Origin of the sequence: Dactylosporangium sp. CA-152071, from assembly GCF_050936335.1 — a bacterium.
Lineage (GTDB): Bacteria > Actinomycetota > Actinomycetes > Mycobacteriales > Micromonosporaceae > Dactylosporangium > Dactylosporangium maewongense.
The window spans coordinates 6,760,413-6,778,709 of record NZ_JBNJMZ010000001.1; the positions used below are offsets into that span (position 1 = coordinate 6,760,413).

At 73.6% G+C, this 18,297-nt stretch carries 15 protein-coding genes; 5 read left to right on the top strand and 10 right to left on the bottom strand.

What is annotated here, in order from left to right; translation table 11 throughout:
* Positions 1–92: 92 nt before the first annotated feature.
* Positions 93–1,568, top strand: coding sequence for a hypothetical protein (locus tag ACQEVZ_RS30420; protein ID WP_433372833.1), 1,476 nt, complete (start codon positions 93–95; stop codon positions 1,566–1,568).
* On the opposite strand, the gene ACQEVZ_RS30425 is transcribed toward ACQEVZ_RS30420, so the two are convergent.
* The 4 genes from ACQEVZ_RS30425 to ACQEVZ_RS30440 all read right to left on the bottom strand — a co-directional run bounded on the left by ACQEVZ_RS30425 (position 1,565) and on the right by ACQEVZ_RS30440 (position 5,175).
* Positions 1,565–2,515 (bottom strand): hypothetical protein, encoded by a 951-nt coding sequence (locus ACQEVZ_RS30425; RefSeq protein ID WP_433372836.1) that lies wholly within the window; start codon positions 2,513–2,515, stop codon positions 1,565–1,567. The two genes, ACQEVZ_RS30420 and ACQEVZ_RS30425, sit on opposite strands and share 4 nt — an antisense overlap.
* Positions 2,512–3,330, bottom strand: a complete 819-nt coding sequence (locus tag ACQEVZ_RS30430) for a hypothetical protein (protein WP_433372839.1) — start codon at positions 3,328–3,330, stop codon at positions 2,512–2,514. Before ACQEVZ_RS30430 ends, ACQEVZ_RS30425 begins: the two co-directional genes overlap by 4 nt.
* Complete coding sequence (locus ACQEVZ_RS30435) at positions 3,323–3,814, bottom strand: SigE family RNA polymerase sigma factor (protein WP_433372842.1); 492 nt, start codon at positions 3,812–3,814, stop codon at positions 3,323–3,325. Before ACQEVZ_RS30435 ends, ACQEVZ_RS30430 begins: the two co-directional genes overlap by 8 nt.
* A 95-nt stretch (positions 3,815–3,909) precedes the next feature.
* Complete coding sequence (locus ACQEVZ_RS30440; RefSeq protein ID WP_433372845.1) at positions 3,910–5,175, bottom strand: hypothetical protein; 1,266 nt, start codon at positions 5,173–5,175, stop codon at positions 3,910–3,912.
* A gap of 160 nt (positions 5,176–5,335) precedes the next feature.
* On the opposite strand from ACQEVZ_RS30440, the gene ACQEVZ_RS30445 reads away from it, so the two are divergent.
* Positions 5,336–7,519, top strand: coding sequence for an Hsp70 family protein (locus ACQEVZ_RS30445; protein ID WP_433372848.1), 2,184 nt, complete (start codon positions 5,336–5,338; stop codon positions 7,517–7,519).
* A gap of 9 nt (positions 7,520–7,528) precedes the next feature.
* On the opposite strand, the gene ACQEVZ_RS30450 is transcribed toward ACQEVZ_RS30445, so the two are convergent.
* The 5 genes from ACQEVZ_RS30450 to ACQEVZ_RS30470 all read right to left on the bottom strand — a co-directional run bounded on the left by ACQEVZ_RS30450 (position 7,529) and on the right by ACQEVZ_RS30470 (position 14,124).
* A complete protein-coding gene (locus ACQEVZ_RS30450; RefSeq protein WP_433372851.1) occupies positions 7,529–8,323 on the bottom strand; it encodes a prenyltransferase/squalene oxidase repeat-containing protein in 795 nt (264 codons plus the stop codon).
* Between the two features lie 42 nt (positions 8,324–8,365).
* Positions 8,366–9,544, bottom strand: coding sequence for an adenylyltransferase/sulfurtransferase MoeZ (moeZ, locus tag ACQEVZ_RS30455; protein ID WP_360572251.1), 1,179 nt, complete (start codon positions 9,542–9,544; stop codon positions 8,366–8,368).
* 41 nt (positions 9,545–9,585) lie between these two features.
* Positions 9,586–10,536 carry a DUF3152 domain-containing protein gene (locus ACQEVZ_RS30460; RefSeq protein ID WP_433372855.1) on the bottom strand — a complete coding sequence of 317 codons (951 nt, stop codon included), beginning with the start codon at positions 10,534–10,536 and terminating at the stop codon, positions 9,586–9,588.
* Between the two features lie 100 nt (positions 10,537–10,636).
* Positions 10,637–11,677 carry an alpha/beta fold hydrolase gene (locus ACQEVZ_RS30465; protein ID WP_354890811.1) on the bottom strand — a complete coding sequence of 347 codons (1,041 nt, stop codon included), beginning with the start codon at positions 11,675–11,677 and terminating at the stop codon, positions 10,637–10,639.
* Between the two features lie 71 nt (positions 11,678–11,748).
* Complete coding sequence (locus ACQEVZ_RS30470) at positions 11,749–14,124, bottom strand: hypothetical protein (RefSeq protein WP_433372859.1); 2,376 nt, start codon at positions 14,122–14,124, stop codon at positions 11,749–11,751.
* Between the two features lie 392 nt (positions 14,125–14,516).
* Between ACQEVZ_RS30470 and ACQEVZ_RS30475 the strand changes: the two genes are divergently transcribed.
* Positions 14,517–15,155 carry a TetR/AcrR family transcriptional regulator gene (locus ACQEVZ_RS30475; RefSeq protein WP_344501880.1) on the top strand — a complete coding sequence of 213 codons (639 nt, stop codon included), beginning with the start codon at positions 14,517–14,519 and terminating at the stop codon, positions 15,153–15,155.
* 75 nt (positions 15,156–15,230) lie between these two features.
* Positions 15,231–15,464 carry a DUF3107 domain-containing protein gene (locus ACQEVZ_RS30480; RefSeq protein WP_344501879.1) on the top strand — a complete coding sequence of 78 codons (234 nt, stop codon included), beginning with the start codon at positions 15,231–15,233 and terminating at the stop codon, positions 15,462–15,464.
* A gap of 111 nt (positions 15,465–15,575) precedes the next feature.
* On the opposite strand, the gene ACQEVZ_RS30485 is transcribed toward ACQEVZ_RS30480, so the two are convergent.
* Entirely contained in the window at positions 15,576–16,223 is a 648-nt protein-coding gene (locus ACQEVZ_RS30485; RefSeq protein ID WP_344501878.1) for a ferritin-like fold-containing protein, read from the bottom strand.
* Positions 16,224–16,499: 276 nt separating this feature from the next.
* On the opposite strand from ACQEVZ_RS30485, the gene ACQEVZ_RS30490 reads away from it, so the two are divergent.
* A complete protein-coding gene (locus tag ACQEVZ_RS30490) occupies positions 16,500–18,230 on the top strand; it encodes a DEAD/DEAH box helicase (RefSeq protein WP_433372864.1) in 1,731 nt (576 codons plus the stop codon).
* The last annotated feature ends 67 nt before the right edge of the window (positions 18,231–18,297 follow it).

Genomic DNA, 18,297 nt, shown 5'->3' on the forward strand with positions numbered 1-18,297 from the left:
TCGTTGCTTATGGCGTGCAACCTTCCCGACTGGTACACAAGTCTGATCTCGGTGATGCCCTATGGTGTCCGGGTCGAGGGATGGGAGGGGCCGTGCGCTTCGAGGTCAGCCGGGTCATGGACACCATCGAGCAACGGCTGACGACCGACGTCACGCTCGCGCAGGCCGTCGTCGACCTTGCCGACGTCGCCCGGTTCGTGGCCCTCGACGGTGGCCGGCCCATCAACCTCTTACGTCTCGGGATGGTCGTCGACGCGCTCAGCCGGTACCTCATCGACGCCGGCGCCATGCTCTACCCCGTGGTCGGCCGCGAGGCCCTGTCCGAGGCGGCGCTCACCTCGAAGGAGCGCATGGTGCTCGGCCGCTGGGCCGACGACGGCCTCATCGAGGTCACGCCCGTCGTCGCCGACCGGCCCGCCGAGATTGCCGACTTCACCGGCCTGCCCCTGATCGTGGTCCGTGACCAGCCGCAGTTCGCCGCCCGGTTCCCGTGGCTCGTCGACAGCCCCGAGCGCGTGCTGCGCCTGACCCCGCGCGCCGGCGGCGCGGTCCTGACCCCCGGCGGCGAGCCCACCCCGCCGAAGGACGGCAAGGAACGCCTGGTCGTGAAGGGCACCGCCACCTTGCCGATCATCCCGCTCGAGCCCGCCGACGCGGAGTCTCCGGCCGCACCCTCCGTCCTTCCCGCCGACGAAACCGAAATTTCGGATGTGTCGGCGGAGGGGGAACCTTCCGAGCAGGGCGAGTCGTCGGAGCCGGTGGAGCCCACGCCCAAGCCATCGCCTCGTCCGGCCAAGCCCGCCGCGGCCACCACCGCCGACAAGGCCGCCGCCGACAAGCCCGCCCCGGCACCCAAGCAGGAGCAGGGCGGGCGGCCGGACGGGCTGCAGTCGTTCACCGCCCGCGGGTCGCAGCGCGCGGGGCGCACCCGGGTGATGCGGCGGCGGTTTACCCGCGCGGAGCCCAGCGGTGTCGGCGCCGCCCTGATGGCCCGCGAGTGGCGGTGCGGCGAGCCCGAGTGCCCCGCGTTCGGCCGCTTCCGCCGGATCGGCCAGCCGGTCCCGCGCATGCGCGCCGGCGTGCCCGCCTGCCCCCGCCACGGCCAGGCGGTCAAGGACATCGGCCCGCGGCCGCCCGCGTTCGCCGTGTCCGTGGTCGTCGAGGACCTGGCCCGGCGCCGGTTCGTGGTCGGCGCCGACCGTCCCGTGATCGTCGGCCGCGAGCCCGCCGACCCCGACGACATCGCCGTCGGCCAGTGGCTGCACGAGGCCGCGGCCGCCTGGATCGCCAAGGAGCACCTGAAGCTCGAGGTCCGCGACGGCGACCCCGTCGTCACCGACACGAGTGAAAACGGCACCCTGATCTGGAAGCGCTCGGCCCCCGACATCAAGGAGGAGACCGAGCGGATCTACCGGAAGTCGTACCAGCTGACCGGCTGGGACTCCGTCGAGCTCTACACCGGCGTCGAGCTCATCGTGGGCGACCACCGCCTGCAGACGATCGTCGGCTCCGAGCCCGCCTCGGTCCTGCTCGACGCCCCCACGGTCGCCCTGCGCCTGATCGACTAGCCGGGCGGCACGGGACCGGCGGCCCGGCGGAGCCGGCGCACCCGCAGCCGGTGCCGGCCGATCAACCCGATCCAGACGGCCACGACCGCCACCGCCAGTCCGGCCGCGAGCGGCGTGCTGCTGGCGGCGGCCACACGCGCCTCGGCCTCGGGCTCGAACTCGGCTTCGGGCTCGGATTCGGCCTCGGCTTCCGGCGGAGGTGGGGAAGCGGCCGGCGGCAGCAGCCCGCCACCCGCCGGCTCCGCGAGGGCAGTCGGTGCCGATGCGAGTACAGAGGCGGACGCCGGCACGGGCGCCGGCGAGGGACCCGCGGAGGGCTGCCGCGACGCGCCGGGGGCGGTCGTGCGCCCAGGGGCCGGCGGCGCGGTGGTCGGCTGGTCCTCCGCCGGCAGCGCGCCGACGTGGAAGATCTGCTGGGAGCGGAGGGGGACGGTCTGGGTCTCGACCATCTTCCCCGTCTCTGGCGGCGGCACGATGCCCGCACCGATCATCGGCCAGTAGTACCCGACCGGCGTGTCCGCGCCGAAGTGGATCTCGTACCGGACGGTCGTCCGGCCGTTCACCGGAAGGGCGAAGCGTTCGGTGTAGGGGAAACGGAGGGTGACCTGGTCCGACAGGACCTCGGGCGTGCCGGTCAGCCAGGCGCCCGTGACCGGACTCTGCATCCTGGCGCTGATGTCCATGTCGGCCGGCATCGGGTCCAGGTAGATGGAGAACCCCAGCGCGGGCCACCACGTCAGCTCGTACGGCGTGGTCTGGGTGATCTCGATCGTCGGGGAGATCGTGGTGCCGGGCAGGATGACCTTCGGCAGCTTGCTCACCCGGACGACCGCGTTGCCCGGCACGTACTGGTCGTCGGCCGCGGCCGGGCCGGCGACGGTGACGGCGGGCGCGCCTGCGGCCAGGGCCGCGAGGAGCGCGATGAGCAGCCGGCGCGTTGCCGTCATGGTGCGACACTCCCGGAGGTCCGCCGACAGCTCGGCACCTTCTGCTGGTCGGTCAAGGTGTGGGTGGACGTGGTCCACAGCAACAGATTGCCGAGGTGCTCCATAGGCCAGGCCATGTCGGGAGCGTCGGTGTAGGAGACCGGCAGCGACGAGGGAGGGTCGCCGGCGGCGTACACCACGAAGAACAGGTAACCGCAGGAGCTTGCGATCGGGTTCAGGTCGGGCTCGGGCAGGGGCAGCGTCGGACTGGTCGCCGTGAAGTACAGGTTGGTCAGGCGCGCGCGGACGTACTGCTGCTGCGCCGCGCTCCACTCGTAGGTGATCGAGTAGATCCGTATGCGGGCGTCCGGACACCGCTGGAAGTAGTTGTCCGGCGCGACGTACAGCGGGTCGCCGCCGAGCACCTGGGGCTGGATCCCGCAGCGGGCGGGGGAGCCGGTCGTCGCGGTGGGCGCGGTGGACGCGGTGCCGGACGGGCTGCCCGAGCCCCCGGTGAGCGTGGGCGTGGGCGTAGGCGTGGCGGTCGACGCCGCGATCGGGTTCGGCGCCGAGTCGGACGTGCTCGGGGCGGCGGTCGGCGGGGTGCGGGCCGGCTCCGGCCGTCCGGTCGGCCGCCAGAGGACGAACGCGACGAGCGCGGCGAGGGTCAGCGCGACGCCGGCGGCCACCGTACGGGAGAGCTGGCGGCGGTGGACGGTGCGGATCACGGCGTCGGCGCCGGGCGGCCGGGTCGCCGTGGAGGACGACTCGCGGAAGGCGGCGAACCGCTGGGAGAGGGGGTCACCGGGCAGCTGGTCGGGCAGGTCGTCAGGCATTCGACACCTCCCCGTCGCTGATGCCGAGCCGGGCCTGGAGGGCCGCCCGGCCCCGGGACAGCCACGACTTGACGGTGCCCTCGGCGACCCCGGTGAACTGCGCGATCTCGCGCACGGAGAACCCGGCGAGGTAGTGCAGCACGACGGCCTGGCGATGGTTCGCCGTCAGGCCGGCGAGCGCCCGGACCAGGTCCTGGTCGGCGTCGCTCGGGTCGGGCACCGCCGGCGGCAGCAGGTCGCGGCGCCATTTCAGCAGGCGGCGGGCCCCTCGCCAGCGGCTGATCGCCAGGTTCCAGGCGACCCGGCGCACCCAGCTGACCGGGTTGTCGTAGCGCGAGACGGCGGGCCATCGGGCGTACGCGCGGCAGAACGCCTCCTGCACCACGTCCTGCGCCTCGCCGTGATCCCCGATGAACGCGTGGAGCTGCGCCGTCAGCGGCCCGAACGTCGCGGCGTAGAAGTCCGCGAAGTTGAGGTCGGTCACGATGGGCTCCGCGTGTCGAGATGGGGATGACATCCCGCCGCCGCGGGGCCGGGGCGTGCTGACCCGGCCCGCGGCGGCGGACTGCTGAGGTGGGCTCAGGCGAGGTGCTGCGGGGTCTTCGCGGTCAGTTTCGCCGGACCGGTCGCCGAGAGGTTCGTGATCACGTAGGCCGTCACGGTCCCGTCAGGGGTGACCGCCCACAGGTCGGGCACACCGTCGGCGTTCACGTCGGTGAGCTGCAGCTCGGACAGCTGCGCGCCCGGCAGCCAGGCGCCGGCCAGGCGGAACTGCGTGAAGGCGAGCGCCCCGGTCTCCTGGTTGTAGGTGACGCCCTGCCACAGGTACAGGGCCCCGGTCGACTGGTTCCACAGCGCGACGGCGGTGCCGCTGGGCAGCAGCTTCGAGGCGAGGCGCCAGTGCTCCCAGTCGCTGCCGCCGGTCGGGGTCGCCGTCCCGAGCTGCGTGGGGAACGCGAAGTTGGCGGTGCCGTTCTGCGAGGCGTAGTACTGCAGCGTGTACCCGTTGGCCGGGCTGCCCACGATGCCCAGCAGGTCCGGGTAGGCGAAGTGGTTGCCGCTGCCGTCGTAGGCGTTGACGAGCTGCAGCGGGTTGTCGTTGTTGATGTCGGCGAACATGCCCGCGGACAGCGTCGCCTCGTAGCCCCGGTCGGCGCGCAGCGGCTCACCACGGCCGAGGCCATCGATGATCATGCCGCTGCCCGGGTTGATCCCGCCCGGGTAGTACACGAAGACGTCCTCGAACGGCCCGCCCCTGAACTTGCCGGTGAAGACCTGGGCGCCGGTGAAGGGGGTGCCGACACCGTTGCCGTTGACGCCGATGTCCACCGCCGGGGTGCGCACCTGACCGCGCAGCCCGCGCCCGGTGGCCTGCCACAGGCCGGGAGCGAGCCCCGGGGTGCCGCCGACGGCGAGCAGGTCCGGCTTGCCGTCACTGTCGAGGTCCTGGTCGGCGGCCGGTGGTGGGAACGCCGCGTTGAAGATGGTGACGGTCGAGCCGCTGACCGAGCCGTCGGCGGCCACGGCGTAGACCGACAGGACGTTGGTGGCCCGCTCGACGACCATCGAAGCGGCGGCCCGCCCGTTGGTCGCCGTGACGTGGCCACCCGGGCCGCTGTTGAGCGAGAACACGAACTGGGTGACCGGCATGCTGCCGGCGGCCGTGCCGAACCGGAACCTGGCGGCGGCGCCGACCACCGGCGCGGTCGTGAGCGCCGTGACGGTCGGTGCCAGCACTCCCGCCGCGGACGCGGGCTCGGCGGCCAGGACGGCGCCGGCCACGGCGGGCGCCACCAGGACCGCCGCCGCGGTGGCGGCCAGGCGACGCAGTCGATGCAGACTCATGGATTCCCCTCGTGATGTGCCCCGGGGGTGCGGAGCGCATCAGTCAGACGCGGGCATCGACGATCGGTTGCACCTTCGGCCGAACTATTTTCTGACCAGCGCCGGTTGACAGAACCGTTGAGAGGATCTCGCGATGGTGTGAGGTCCGTATATTGGCGCTGTGGACTCGCGAGGCTACCGGCTGGGCATCGACTTCGGCACCTCGAACACGGCGGCGGTGCTGGCCTGGCCCGACGGGCACGTGCGGCCGCTGCTCTTCGACGGTTCGCCGAGCCTGCCCTCGGCGGTGTACGCCGACCCGCAGTCGGGCCTGCTCGTCGGGCGCGACGCGGTGCACGCCGCCCGGGTCAGCCCCGAGCGCTTCGAGCCCAACCCGAAGCGGCGCATCGACGAGCCCGCCGTCCTGCTCGGCGACCACGAGGTGCCGACCGCCGACCTGTTCGCGGCCGTGCTCGCCCGCGTCGGCGGCGAGGCGCGGCGGGTCGCCGGCGGCCCGATCGGCCAGGTCACCATCACCTGCCCCGCCGCCTGGGCGCACACCCGCCGCGGTGTGCTGCTCGCCGCCGCCGAACGCGCCGGCCTCGGCACCGTGACGCTCGTGCCGGAGCCGGTCGCCGCGGCCGAGGTGTTCCGCACCCTCGAAGGCACCGACGTGCGCCCCGGCACCGCGTTCGTCGTCTACGACCTGGGCGCCGGCACGTTCGACGCGTCCGTCGTCCGGCACGGCCCAGGCACGTTCGAGGTCCTCGCCGCGGAGGGGCTCAGCACCAGCGGCGGCCTCGACATCGACGCCGCGATCGTCGGCTACCTGGGCGCCAGCCAGTCCTCCCGAGACCCCGCCGCCTGGAGCCGGCTCGTGCACCCCACGACCAGCGCCGAACGCCGCGCCAACCGGCTGCTCTGGGACGACGTCCGGGCCGCCAAGGAGATGCTGTCGCGCACGTCCTCGACGATGATCCATATCCCGATGTACGACGAGGACGTCCCCCTCGGCCGCGACCAGTTCGAGCAGCTCGCCCGCCCGATCCTCGCCGCCACGGTCACCGCGACCCGGGCCGCCGTCGCCGCCGCCGGGCTCACCCCGGCCGACATCGCCGGCGTCTTCCTCGTCGGTGGCGGCAGCCGGATCCCGCTCGTCGCGACACTGCTGCACCAGGCCCTCGGCACGGCCCCGACCGCCGTCGAGCAGCCCGAGATGGTGGTGGCGCAGGGCAGCCTCGGCGCCCCGGCCCAACCCGGCCCGGCCGGCCAGCCGGCCTCCGCCCCGGTCTCCGGTGCCGCCTTCCCGACCTCGTCCCCACCCGTCACGTTCCCGACCTCGTCCCCGCCGGCCGCGTTCCAGGCACCGGCAGCGGCGGCGTCCGCACCGGCCGCGTCCCCGCCGGCGCCGTCCGCAGGGTTCCCGACCTCGGCGCCGCCCGCGTCGTCACCGGTCTCCGGTCCGGTGTCCGGCTCCGCCGCCGTGCCGGTGTCGGGAGCGCCGATGTCAGGGGTGCCGATGTCGGCGGTGCCGGTGTCGCCGGGGTTCGCCGCCGAGCCGACCTCCGGCCAGCCGTCGTCGCAGTTCGGGCAGGACTCCGGGTACACCCCGCCGTCCGGCTACGCCGCCGCCCAGCCCGGGCCCGCGCAGCACTCCCCGGCCGCCCCGCAGCCCGGTCCGGCCCAGCACTCGCCGGCGGGCCCGCAGCCCGGCCGGGCCGCCGTGCCCGCCACCTACGGAACGCCGCCACAGCCGGCGCCGCAGACCCCTCCGCAGACCCCGCCGCAGGCCTCGCCACGGACGCCGGCCCCGCCGCAGCCGCCGCAGCAGGTACCCGCGGCGGCGCCCGGCGGGCAGCGCCGGACCGGGATGCTCGCCGCGGCCGCCGTGGTCGTGCTCCTGGTGGTCGGCCTCGGCATCTACGGCTTCACCAAGCTCGGCGGCGACGACGACAACGGTGGCAAGGGCGACCAGTCGGCGAGCCAGACAGAGACCCCCGGCGACGGCAGCGGCGACAGCGGCGATGGCGGCGGCACCGACAGCACCACCGAGGTCAACGTCGAGAAGGACGACAGCGACTGGAACACCAACGCCGAGGAGTACAACGGCAACGAGGGCAAGCTCATCCGGTACACCTGCCCCAAGGGCGGCAAGGCCGGCAAGGTCTGGGGCAACGGCCCCTACACCACCGCCTCGTCCGTCTGCACCGCTGCCGTCCACGCCGGATACCTCAACCTCGACGAGGGCGGCAAGGTCGTGATCCAGATCCGGCAGGGCTCGGACTCCTACGAGTCCAACACCCAGTTCGAGATCACGACCAGGACCTACGGCAAGTCCGACTGGGAGTTCACGATCGCGGGCTGAGCCACCGGCTCAGCGCAGCGCCCGGATCGCCGTCAGGGTGGTGTGCACATTGAACTGCGCGCCGTCGTCGCTCTCCCAGCCGCCGTCGCTGCGCTGTGTCTCGCTGAGGCGCTTGCGGGCCGCGCTGAGCAGCCAGTCCTCCGGTGACATGCGGACCCGCCGCAGCGCCGCGTAGAGCGACGCCGTGTCGGCGGGGGTCATCTCCGGCACCCGGTCGGCGAGCGCCACCTGGATCTGCGCCGACTCGTAGAACCAGCCGAGGTGGAAGAGCACGGCGCAGCCGAGCCAGCCCGCGACCAGGAACGACGGCCAGCTGCCGTCGGGCCGCAGCGACGCCCGGAACGCCTCGGCGGCGCGGGCGACCCGGGTCGCGTGCTGGTCGTCGCCATTGTTCGGGCCGCCGACCACCAGCCAGTAGGCGGCGTTGGTGGTCAGGTACAGCTTCGCCTCGTCGTCGCCGGGCTGGGCCCACGGCGGGGCGATGCCCGCCAGGGCCGCGTCCTCTTCCCACATGCCGTCGGGCCGCTGGCTGCGGCCGAGCCACCCCAGGGCCCGGCGGGCCGCGGGGCGGTCGATGGCGCCGAGGTCGTCGAGCTCGCCGAGCCGGAAACAGGTGGCGTCCACGGACGCGACGTCGGCGCCCCACAGCGCCGGCCAGCCGCCGTCGGGCGACTGGCCGATCTCGGCCTGCTCCAGCACGTCGGCCGGTGGGGACTGGCCGGTGCGCAGCCAGGCGAGGCGGGCGCGATCGACGGCGTCGCCGTGTGCGACGACGTAGCCGATCGCGGCATCAAGGTCGACCATGGGCCGTACGCTACCGCCCGCCCGCTGCCCGCGCGTCGTGACCTAGTACACCGGCAGTGACGGATCGACGGTCTTCACCCAGGAGACCACCCCGCCCTGCACGTGGACCGCGTCCTTGAAGCCCGCCGCCTTGACCGCCGCGAGAGCCTCCGCCGAGCGGACGCCGCTCTTGCAGTACAGGACGATCTGGCGGTCCTGCGGCAGATCGGCGAGGGCGGAGCCGTTGAGGATCTCGCCCTTCGGCACGAGCCGCGCCCCCGGCACCCGCACGATCTCCCACTCGGCCGGCTCGCGCACGTCGATCAGCTCGATCGGCTTGCCCGAGTCCTGCCAGTCCTTGAGCTCGGTGGCGGTGATCGTCGAGCCCTGCGTGGCGGCCTGCGCCTCGTCGGACACGGCGCCGCAGAAGTCGTCGTAGTCGATGAGCTCGGTGACCGTCGGGTTCTCACCGCAGATCGCGCAGCCCGGGTCCTTGCGGAGCCGGATCTTGCGGTAGGTCATCTCGAGCGCGTCGTACACCATGAGGCTGCCGAGCAGCGAGTCGCCGACACCCGTCAGGAGCTTGATCGCCTCGGTGACCTGGATCGCGCCGATCGAGGCGCACAGCACGCCCAGGACGCCGCCCTCGGCGCAGGACGGGACCATCCCCGGCGGCGGCGGCTCCGGGTAGAGGCAGCGGTAGCACGGGCCGTGCTCGGCCCAGAAGACGGAAGCCTGGCCGTCGAACCGGTAGATCGAGCCCCAGATGTACGGCTTGCCGAGCAGCACCGCCGCGTCGTTGACCATGTACCGGGTGGCGAAGTTGTCCGTGCCGTCGACGATCAGGTCGTACTGCCGGAAGATGTCCATCACGTTGTCGTTGTCGAGGGCCTCGTTGTGCACCACGACGTTGACATACGGGTTGATCTCGAGCACCGAGTCGCGCGCCGACTCGGCCTTCGGCCGGCCGATGTCCGACTGGCCGTGGATGATCTGGCGCTGCAGGTTGGACTCGTCGACGGTGTCGAACTCGACGATGCCGAGCGTGCCGACCCCGGCCGCGGCGAGATACATCAGTGCCGGCGAGCCGAGACCGCCCGCGCCCACACAGAGCACGCGCGCGTTCTTCAGGCGCTTCTGCCCGGCGACACCCACGTCGGGGATGATCAGGTGCCGGGAGTAGCGACGGACCTCGTCAACGGAGAGGTCGGCGGCGGGCTCGACCAGTGGAGGCAACGACATGGTTCTCATTCTGCCGCGCCAGCACCGCAAACCCACGTGACCTACGGCACTTTGGCGCCGCTGTACCGCTGGCCATCGACGAACGGCCACGCGTTGGCGACGCAGCCCTTCAGCCCGTACGTCTGCTGCTGCATCACCGGTGCCGGCCGGCCGGGGCCGGGGCAGGCCTCGTGGCCGTTGCCGAGCTCGTGGCCGACCTCGTGGTTGATCACGTAGTGCTGGTAGTCCTCGACCGGCGCGCCGTAGTCCGGCACCCCGGTCAGCCAGCGGGCCAGGTTGATGACGACCTTCCCGGTGATCCGGCAGGAGCTGTACCCGGCGGTGTGCAGCCCGGCGGTCGCGCAGATCTGCTCCGACGTGACCGGCGTGGCCAGGAAGATCGTGAAGTCGGCGGTGCCCTGGCCGGCGACCCGCTGCAGCCGCACCTGGCCGGCGGCGGGCCAGCCGCGCGGGTCGGCGAACACCCGCTCGACCGAGGCGGCGAACGCGTCCGCGTCCTGGCCGCTGCCGTTCTCCACCGCGACCCGGTACTTCCGCACCGTCCCCGCACTGCCGGCGACCGGTCCGGCGCTGGTCGCGTACGCGAACGTGCCGGCGGCGCTGGACGGGCCGGCCTCCGGCGGCTGGCTCGCGGGGCGGCTCGGCGGGTCGAGCATCGGCGCCGGCCCGCGGGTCGCGGCCACCGTCACCGGCGCCTCCTTGTCGGCGCCGCCGAAGAACAGCAGGCGGCCCAGGCCGGCCGCGGCGATCAGGAACGCGGCGGCCATCACGCCCGCGACGACGTAGCGCCGCCGCCGGCGGACCTGCTCACGCCGCCGGCGCTGCTCGGCCCGGACGACCTCACGGGCCTGCCGCGGGTCGCTCGGCAGCGGCACCGGCAGCCGGGAGCCGCCGGAAGGGGGCTCCTGGGGGCTGCCAGCAGCGTGTGACAGCTCCTGGGAGCTGCCGACCGGGCGTGCCAGGTCCCCGGAGCTGCCGGAAGGGCGTGACATCTCCGGGGAGTTGCCGGAAGGGTGTGACGGATCCCGGGAGCTGTCGGCATGGCGTGACAGGCCCCGGCGGTCGCTGCGCAGCCGGCTCGCCATCGATTGGTCAGCTTGCCATGCGCACCCGCGGCGCGCGCTGCCGCACCCCATCCCGCACCTGAGTTGCAACCTGCTGGGTGGCGGCCCGGCCGGCCTTGTCCTCCTGCAGCTCGTCGAGCATGCCGAACACGGCGCGCGCGACCGTGCGCGGCACCTCCATCTGCGCCACGTGGCCGACGCCCTCCAGCATCATCAGCCGGCTGTCCGGGATGAGGCGGGCGACCTGCGGCGCGGTGCGGATGTCGACGAGCCGGTCCTGCCGTCCGGCGATCACCAGCGTCGGCGCCTTGATCCTCGCGGCCATCTTCCACATGGAGCCCTCGCCCGGCAGGTACGCGCGCAGGAAGCTGCTCACCAGGCCGCGGAGGCTGCCCACGTACGCCTCGGCGTACCACGGCACCAGGTGCCGCCGCCGGGCCTCCTCGATCGCCTCCAGCCGCCGCTGCTCCGGGTAGCGGGTCGGGTCGGCGTAGCAGGACTCGATGACCATCGAGGCGAGGGCCTCCGGCTCCATCGACGACATCCGCCGGGCCGCCAGCTTCGCCGCGTTGGGCAGCAGGAGCAGCGGCACGATCGGCCCCTGCAGCGACCGGCGCGGGTCGAGGAACGGCATCGCCGGCGAGATCAGCGTCAGGCTGCGCACCAGGTCGGGGCGCAGCGCGGCGGCCACGACCACGGCCGCGCCGCCCATCGAGTTGCCGAACAGGTGGACCGGGCCGCGGCCGCTGTGCTCGACCCACCGGACGATGTGCGAGGCCATCGCCGCCAGCGAGTAGCTGCGGGCCGGGTCGCTGTACCCGAACCCGGGCAGGTCGATCGCCTGGCCGTCGAGCCGCCCGGCGAGCACGCCGGCCAGGTCGGTCCAGTTGGTCGAGGAACCACCGAGGCCGTGCACGTAGACCGCCGGCTCGGCGCCCGGCGCGGTGGCCGGCGTGTCCCGCACGTACGCCTTCAGACCATCGAGCTCCACCTCGCGCCCGGGCCACATGTCCGGCAGCCGCTCAGGTGACGGGACGGTGAACTCCGGGACAAGGGCAGCTCTCTTCATGCTTACCAGTGTGCCCCAAGGGGTCTACGGCAGCCGTGCTTCCAAAATGCTTACCCGGCTGCCCGAAAGGACTATGGCAGCAGGGCCTCCAGGCGCCGGTTCACGGCCGCGAGTGTGGCGCGGACCACAGCCTGCCGCGGATCGCCCGAGTTCACGGCGGAGCCCGTCAGCTGCTCGACCCAGCCGTCGTACAGCAGCAACAGCACGACGACGGCGACCTCGCAGCCGCCGAGCTGCACCACCGCGGCGTGCTCGATGTAACACCTGGCGCGGGACGTCGCGTCGACGTCGACCAGCAGCTGGTCCACGGCCGAGGCGGCGGCCACCGCGGACAGCCGCAGGATGTAGCCGTCGACCGCCGGGCCGCTGGCGACCCCGACCGCCGGGTGACCGTCCGCGATCAGGCGCACCTCGACCACCGCGTCGACGCCCTGCGTGCTGACCTCGACCTGGTCGATGATCACCCGCGGCGACACGATCGTGCTGGACTGCGGCACCAGCGCCGGGGGCGCGTCCCGGTTCACCGGGACCGGCGCGTGCTCTCCCGGCGTTTTCGGCGCCTGTACAGGCTGCTGCAGGCCGGACGCGACGAGACCCGGCGGCTGCGGCGGCCGGCGCGGCTCGTCGACCTCGGCGTTCGGCACCTCCGCACGGAACTGCTGCGGGAGCTCCTCGACCTCGGGGCGGGGGGCCTCGGCCGGGCGGCGCACGCCGCTGACCGGGCGCCGCCGGCGGGCCTCGCGGCCGTAGCCGGGCAGGGCGCTGTGCGGCGCGTTGCCCCGGATCGCCGGGCGGCCCGAGAGCGCGGCGGGCTCCGGCGGGTTGGGCTCGGCGGCCAGGCCCATCCGCTCGTTGAGCAGGCGCGCGACGGCCCGGCTGACCCGACCCGGGTCGGCCTCGTCGAGCAGCTCCAGCCGGAGCGTGTGCAGGCCGTCGGCGTTCTTGCGCAGCGTCGCCTCGCGTACACCGGAGACACCCTGTACGGCGCGGAGGACCGCCGGGATGTCGAACCCGTCGGGGCGGTCGTCCAGGCTGGGCTCGTCGTCCTCGTCCTCGCGCTCCTCGCGCAGGAACGTGGCGATCCTCGCCAGCTCCGCACCGCCGGCCGGGGTGGCCTCCGCCACGAGGGGCTCGACCTCGACCTCCGGCACCTGCGGCACGTCAGGGTGCGACGGGACGCGCTGCGGCAGCTCGGGGCCGTTGCCCCAGTCCGCGTCGGCGATCCCGGCGGGCTGCTGGGCGGCGTACGGCGGCTCCGACGCGAACGCCGGCATCGTCGGCTCCGCCGCGGACAGGGGCGTGGCGTTGCCGAGCAGCTCGGGCGGCAGCGGGCCGACGAGCGGGTCGTCCTCCGGCATCCGCTGCGTGGGCAGCGGCGGCACCGGGTGCAGCGCGGGCAGTGGCACGGGGTGCAGGGCGGGCTGCGGCACAGGGTGCAGGGCGGGCTGCGGCACAGGGTGCAGGGCCGGCGCCGGGACCACCGGCTCCTGCGACGGCGCGGCCCAGTCGAACTCGGGGCCGGGCTGCTCGTACGCCTGGAAGCCGTTCGGGGGTGGCGGCTGCTGCTGCGGGTACTCCTGCGACGGGTACTGCTGTTGGGGGTATTGCTGCTGCGGGTACTGCGCGGGGTACTGCTGGCCCTGGTACGGGTACTGCTCCCGCTGATCCTGGCCCTGGTACTGCTCCTGTGCCTGGTAAGGCTCCTGGTGGCCGCCGGCCTGCGGGTCGTGGTGGGCCGCGCCGTTGGCGGCGGGCGTCTCCTGGTGGAACGCGCCGTTGTGCGGGCGGATGCCCCTGGTCTCGTAGCCCCAGGCCTGGTCCGGATAGGCGGCGCTCTGGTCCGGGTAGGCACTGGCCTGGTCCGGATAGGCGACGGCCTGTTCCGGGCGGGCCGGGGTCTGGTCCTGGTAGGCAGCGGCCTGGTCCTGGTAGGCGGCGCTCTGGTCCTGGTAGGCAGCGGCCTGGTCCTGGTAAGCGGCGCTCTGGTCCGGGTAGGCGGAGGTCTGGTCCTGGTAGGCGGGGGCTTGGTTCGGGTAGGAGCCATACGGCGGCATGCCGTTGTCGCCGTGCACCCGGGCGCGGGGGTCGACCGGGCCGGGCAGGCCGCTGAGCCGGTCCAGGGCCGACGGTGCCGCGCCATACCCGCCGGACGTCGGCGCGGGCGGCGGACCGTAGCCCCCGGAGGTCGGCCGGACCGCCTCCTCGCGAGCGTCGGCGACCGGGGCGGCGCCGTAGACGGTGCCGGAGCTGACGGCGGGCAGCGGGCCGGTGTGGCCGGTCTCGTGCGGAGGCTGGGCCTGCGCCGGCGACCCGGAGGCGGGGAGCGACCCGCTGGTCTCCGGCTGGCCGACGGAGCTCGGCCAGCCCTGGCCGTCGGGTCCGTAGTGCCCGTAGTGCAGCGACGTGGTGGGGTGCACCGGCGGCGGGGCGGAGACCGGGGGGCTCATCGGGGCGAGCATGTCGGAGTAGGAGCCGCGGACCTCGGCGCGGCCACGCGGGCCGCCGCCATTGATCGAACCGCTGATCGAACCGCTGATCGAGCCGTTGATCGAGCCGTTGACCGACGCGCGCCCAGCGATGGCTCCTGTTGCCGGCTCACGCCATGCGGAGACGATCGCCTCGAGCGCGTCATCGCTCGGCGTCGACCCGTCACCATGGGTGCCGTCCGGTGACCTGTGCGGATCCGTGTGTCCTCCTCCGCGATATGCGCCTGACCCTTGTGGGCTTCCGGCTTGCCCCGTTTCGTCCACCGCGCGCTCCTCCGTCGCCCCTAGGTGAGGCTACCGTGTGGGCGGAAAGGGGGTAAGTTGCAATCCCGACCCAAATCCGGATGGTGAACATGACCTCGGCGATGAGCGGCACCCAGGCGGCCGGACGGCCGGTGCGGCTGCCCCGGTCGGCCCGCCGCAAGCAACTGCTCGCCGCGGCGCAGCAGGTTTTCGTGGCGCAGGGTTACCATGCCGCCGCGATGGACGACATCGCCGAGCGGGCGGGTGTCTCCAAGCCCGTGCTCTACCAGCACTTCCCCGGCAAGCTCGAGCTCTATCTGGCGCTGCTCGACACGCACTGCGACGCGATGGTCTCGCGGATGCGCGCCGCGATGGAGGCGACCACCGACAACAAGGAGCGGGTCCGCGGCGCCATCCAGGCGTATTTCGACTTCATCGACCACGAGAGCGAGGCCTTCCGCCTCGTCTTCGAGTCGGACCTGCGCAACGACCCCGCGGTCCGCGAGCGGGTCGACCGGGTGGAGAGCGGCTGCATCGCCGCGATCACCGACACGATCATGGCCGACACCGACCTGAGCCAGGAGCGCGCCGAGCTGCTCGCGTCGGGGCTCGTCGGCGCCGCCGAGGTCGCGGCCCGGTTCTGGGTCGCCGGTGGCCGCCAGGTCGCGAAGCCCGAAGCGGAGGCGCTGCTGACCGCGCTGTCGTGGCGCGGCATCGCGAGCTTCCCCCTGCACGGCGAACACGCCTGATCGCGTTAGTCTTCAACCACACTGGGTGTGCGCGCCGAGGCACGGCCGCGCCGCAGCCCGATCAAGGAGGAAGACGTGGAGGTCAAGATCGGCGTGCAGTATGCGCCTCGGGAGTTGGTGCTGGAGAGCAACCAGTCACCCGCCGAGGTCGAAGCTGCGGTCACCGACGCGATCGACGGTGGCGACAAGGGTGTGCTTTCTCTCGTCGACGAGAAGGGCCGCCGGGTGATCGTCCCGGTCGGCAAGATCGCCTACGTGGAGATCGCCGAGTCGTCGCCGCGGCCGGTTGGGTTCTCTTCCGCGCGTTGACAGATAGCGCTCAGGCCCTGCCCCGTACGGGTGCCAGGGCCTGGGCGTCGTCAGCCGTCGTGCCCCGAGCTGTTCGATCCCTCGGTTGTTGAGCGCTCAGCTGTTGAGCCTTCAGTTGTTGAGCCCGACGGCGCCCATACGGGCGGTGTGCGCCGAGGTCAGGCGCCTGAGCAGGGCCTGGAAGTCGGCGCCGCCGATGGCCAGCAGCTCGGCGAGCGACGGCCGCTCGGCCGCGACCCGCAGCGCCTGCGAGATGCCCTCGCCGACCAGGCGGCGCGCCCACATCGACAGCCGGTTGGCCACCTTCGGGTCGGCGGCGATCGCGGCCCGCAGCTCGTCGGCGGCGAAGTCGGCGTGCCGGGAGTCGTGCAGGACGTCCAGGATCAGGTCCCGGTCGGGGCCGGCGAGCACCGCCGCGACCTCGCGGGTGAAGTCGTCCGCGATGCCGTCGCCGACGTACGCCTTGGCCAGCCCCTCCAGCCAGTCGGCCGGCTCGGTCTGCTGGTGGTACTCCGACACCGCCTGCACGTAGGGCCGCATGGCGTCCTCGGTGTCGGCGCCGAGCTCGGCCAGGCGGTCGGACAGCCGGCGGTAGTTGGTGATCTCGCGGGCGGCCATCTCGCTGAGCACCGCCCGGCGGCGGAGGTCGGGCGCGAGCCGCGCGTCGGCCGCCATCCGGTCGAACGCGACCAGCTCGCCGAAGGCCAGCATGCCCAGCAGGTCGACCACTGCCGTGGCGGGCGGAGTGAGATCGGACACGACGGCACACTACATCGCCGGATCACCGGGCGCGCCCCGATGCCCGGCCGAAGCCCGGCCGAAGCCCGACCGAAGCCCGATCGAAGCCACTGAGCGGAACCGCTCACAAGCCGGTACAATGACTCCGATAGCCGTGGACGGACCCTAGTCCTGGCGCCCGGCGCTTGTAGCCCGCGACCTTGATCATTTCGGTCGCGTGTGGCCCGCGCCCTACCCATTTGAGCGCACCCAGCTTCACCAGGGGCGCTCCCGCGAGAGAGACACCCTGAGCACAACATGACGATCGACAACACTGAGGCCGCCGAAGCAGTGGCCCCGCGCGCACCCGTGCGCCCAGACGCACCCACGTTCGCCGATCTGGGGGCGCGGCCGGAGACCGTGGCCGCCCTCGAAGCCGTCGGCATCATCCACGCGTTCGCCATCCAGGAATACGCCGTGCCGATCGCGCTGCGCGGCACCGACCTCATCGGCCAGGCGCCGACCGGCACCGGCAAGACGCTCGGCTTCGGCGTCCCGCTGCTGGACCGGGTCACCGCCCCCACCGAGGGCGCCGACGGCCTGCCGCAGGCGCTCGTCGTGGTCCCGACCCGCGAGCTGGGCCTGCAGGTGGCCCGCGACATCGCCGCCGCCGGCAAGACCCGCGGCGTCCGCGTGCTCCCGCTGTATGGCGGCGTCGCCTACGAGCCGCAGGTCGACGCGCTGCAGAAGGGCGTCGAGATCGTCGTCGGCACCCCCGGCCGCCTGCTCGACCTGGCCAAGAGCAAGCACCTGCGGCTGCACGCCGTGCGGGCGCTCGTGCTCGACGAGGCCGACCGCATGCTCGACCTGGGCTTCCTCGACGACGTCGAGCGGATCCTGACCCTGCTGCCGGAGGACCGGCAGACGATGCTGTTCTCCGCCACGATGCCCGACCCGATCGTCACCCTCGCCCGGCGGTTCCTGCGCCACCCGATGACGATCCACGCGCACCACGACGCCAGCACCGGGCCGTCGCCGCTGACCAAGCAGTTCATCTACCGCACCCACCCGATGAACAAGATCGAGATCGTGGCGCGGGTCCTGCAGGCGGAGGACCGCGGCCTGACCATGATCTTCACGCGCACCAAGCGCGCCGCCGACCGCGTCGCCGAGGACCTGGACTTCCGCGGCTTCGCCGCCGCCGCCGTCCACGGCGACCTCGGCCAGGGCGCCCGCGAGCGCGCCCTGCGCGCCTTCCGCGCCGGCAAGATCGACGTGCTGGTCGCCACCGACGTCGCCGCCCGCGGCCTCGACGTCTCCGGCGTCACCCACGTCATCAACTACGACTGCCCCGAGGACCAGGACACCTACACCCACCGCATCGGCCGCACCGGCCGCGCGGGCGCGACGGGCGTCGCCGTGACGTTCGTCGACTGGGAGGACATGCCCCGCTGGCGGATCATCGACAAGACGCTGGGCATGGACCTGGCGGAGCCGCCGGAGACCTACCACACCTCGGCCCACCTGCTGACCGACATCGGCATCCCCGAGGGCGTCACCGGCTCCCTGCCGACCGCGGACCGCAAGCGCGCAGGCCTCGCCGCCGAGCAGCTCGAGGACATCGAGGGCAAGCCCCGCGGCCGGGGCCGCACCCGTGGCCGGGGCCGCAGCGGCGACCCGTCCGGCTCCGCCCCCGCCGCGGATCCGACCGGCGAGCCCCGCCGTCCCCGCCGCCGCAGGCGGCGCGGCGAGGTCGACCCCGCCGAGCTGCCCGTCACCGACACCGCCGAGGCCACCGGCGCCTCCGCGGACGCCGGCGAGCAGCCGGAGCCCCGTCCGGCCCGCACCCGCACCCGCCGCCGCCAGGTGGTCGGCCAGGTGGCCGAGGGCTCGGACACCGCGGACACCGGCCCCGTCGCCACCGCCGAGGCCACCGAGGACGGCGAGCCCCGCACCGCCCGTGCCCGCACCCGCCGCCGCCGTCGCGGCGGCCGCGGCAAGGGCGGCGAAGGCTCCGCAACCGAGGGCAGCGACAGCGCCGAGGCCTGACCCTTCCGGCCGTCCCTGGCCGACTTCATCCCGACGATCCGAACAGCGCGGCAGGCACCCAGCCGGC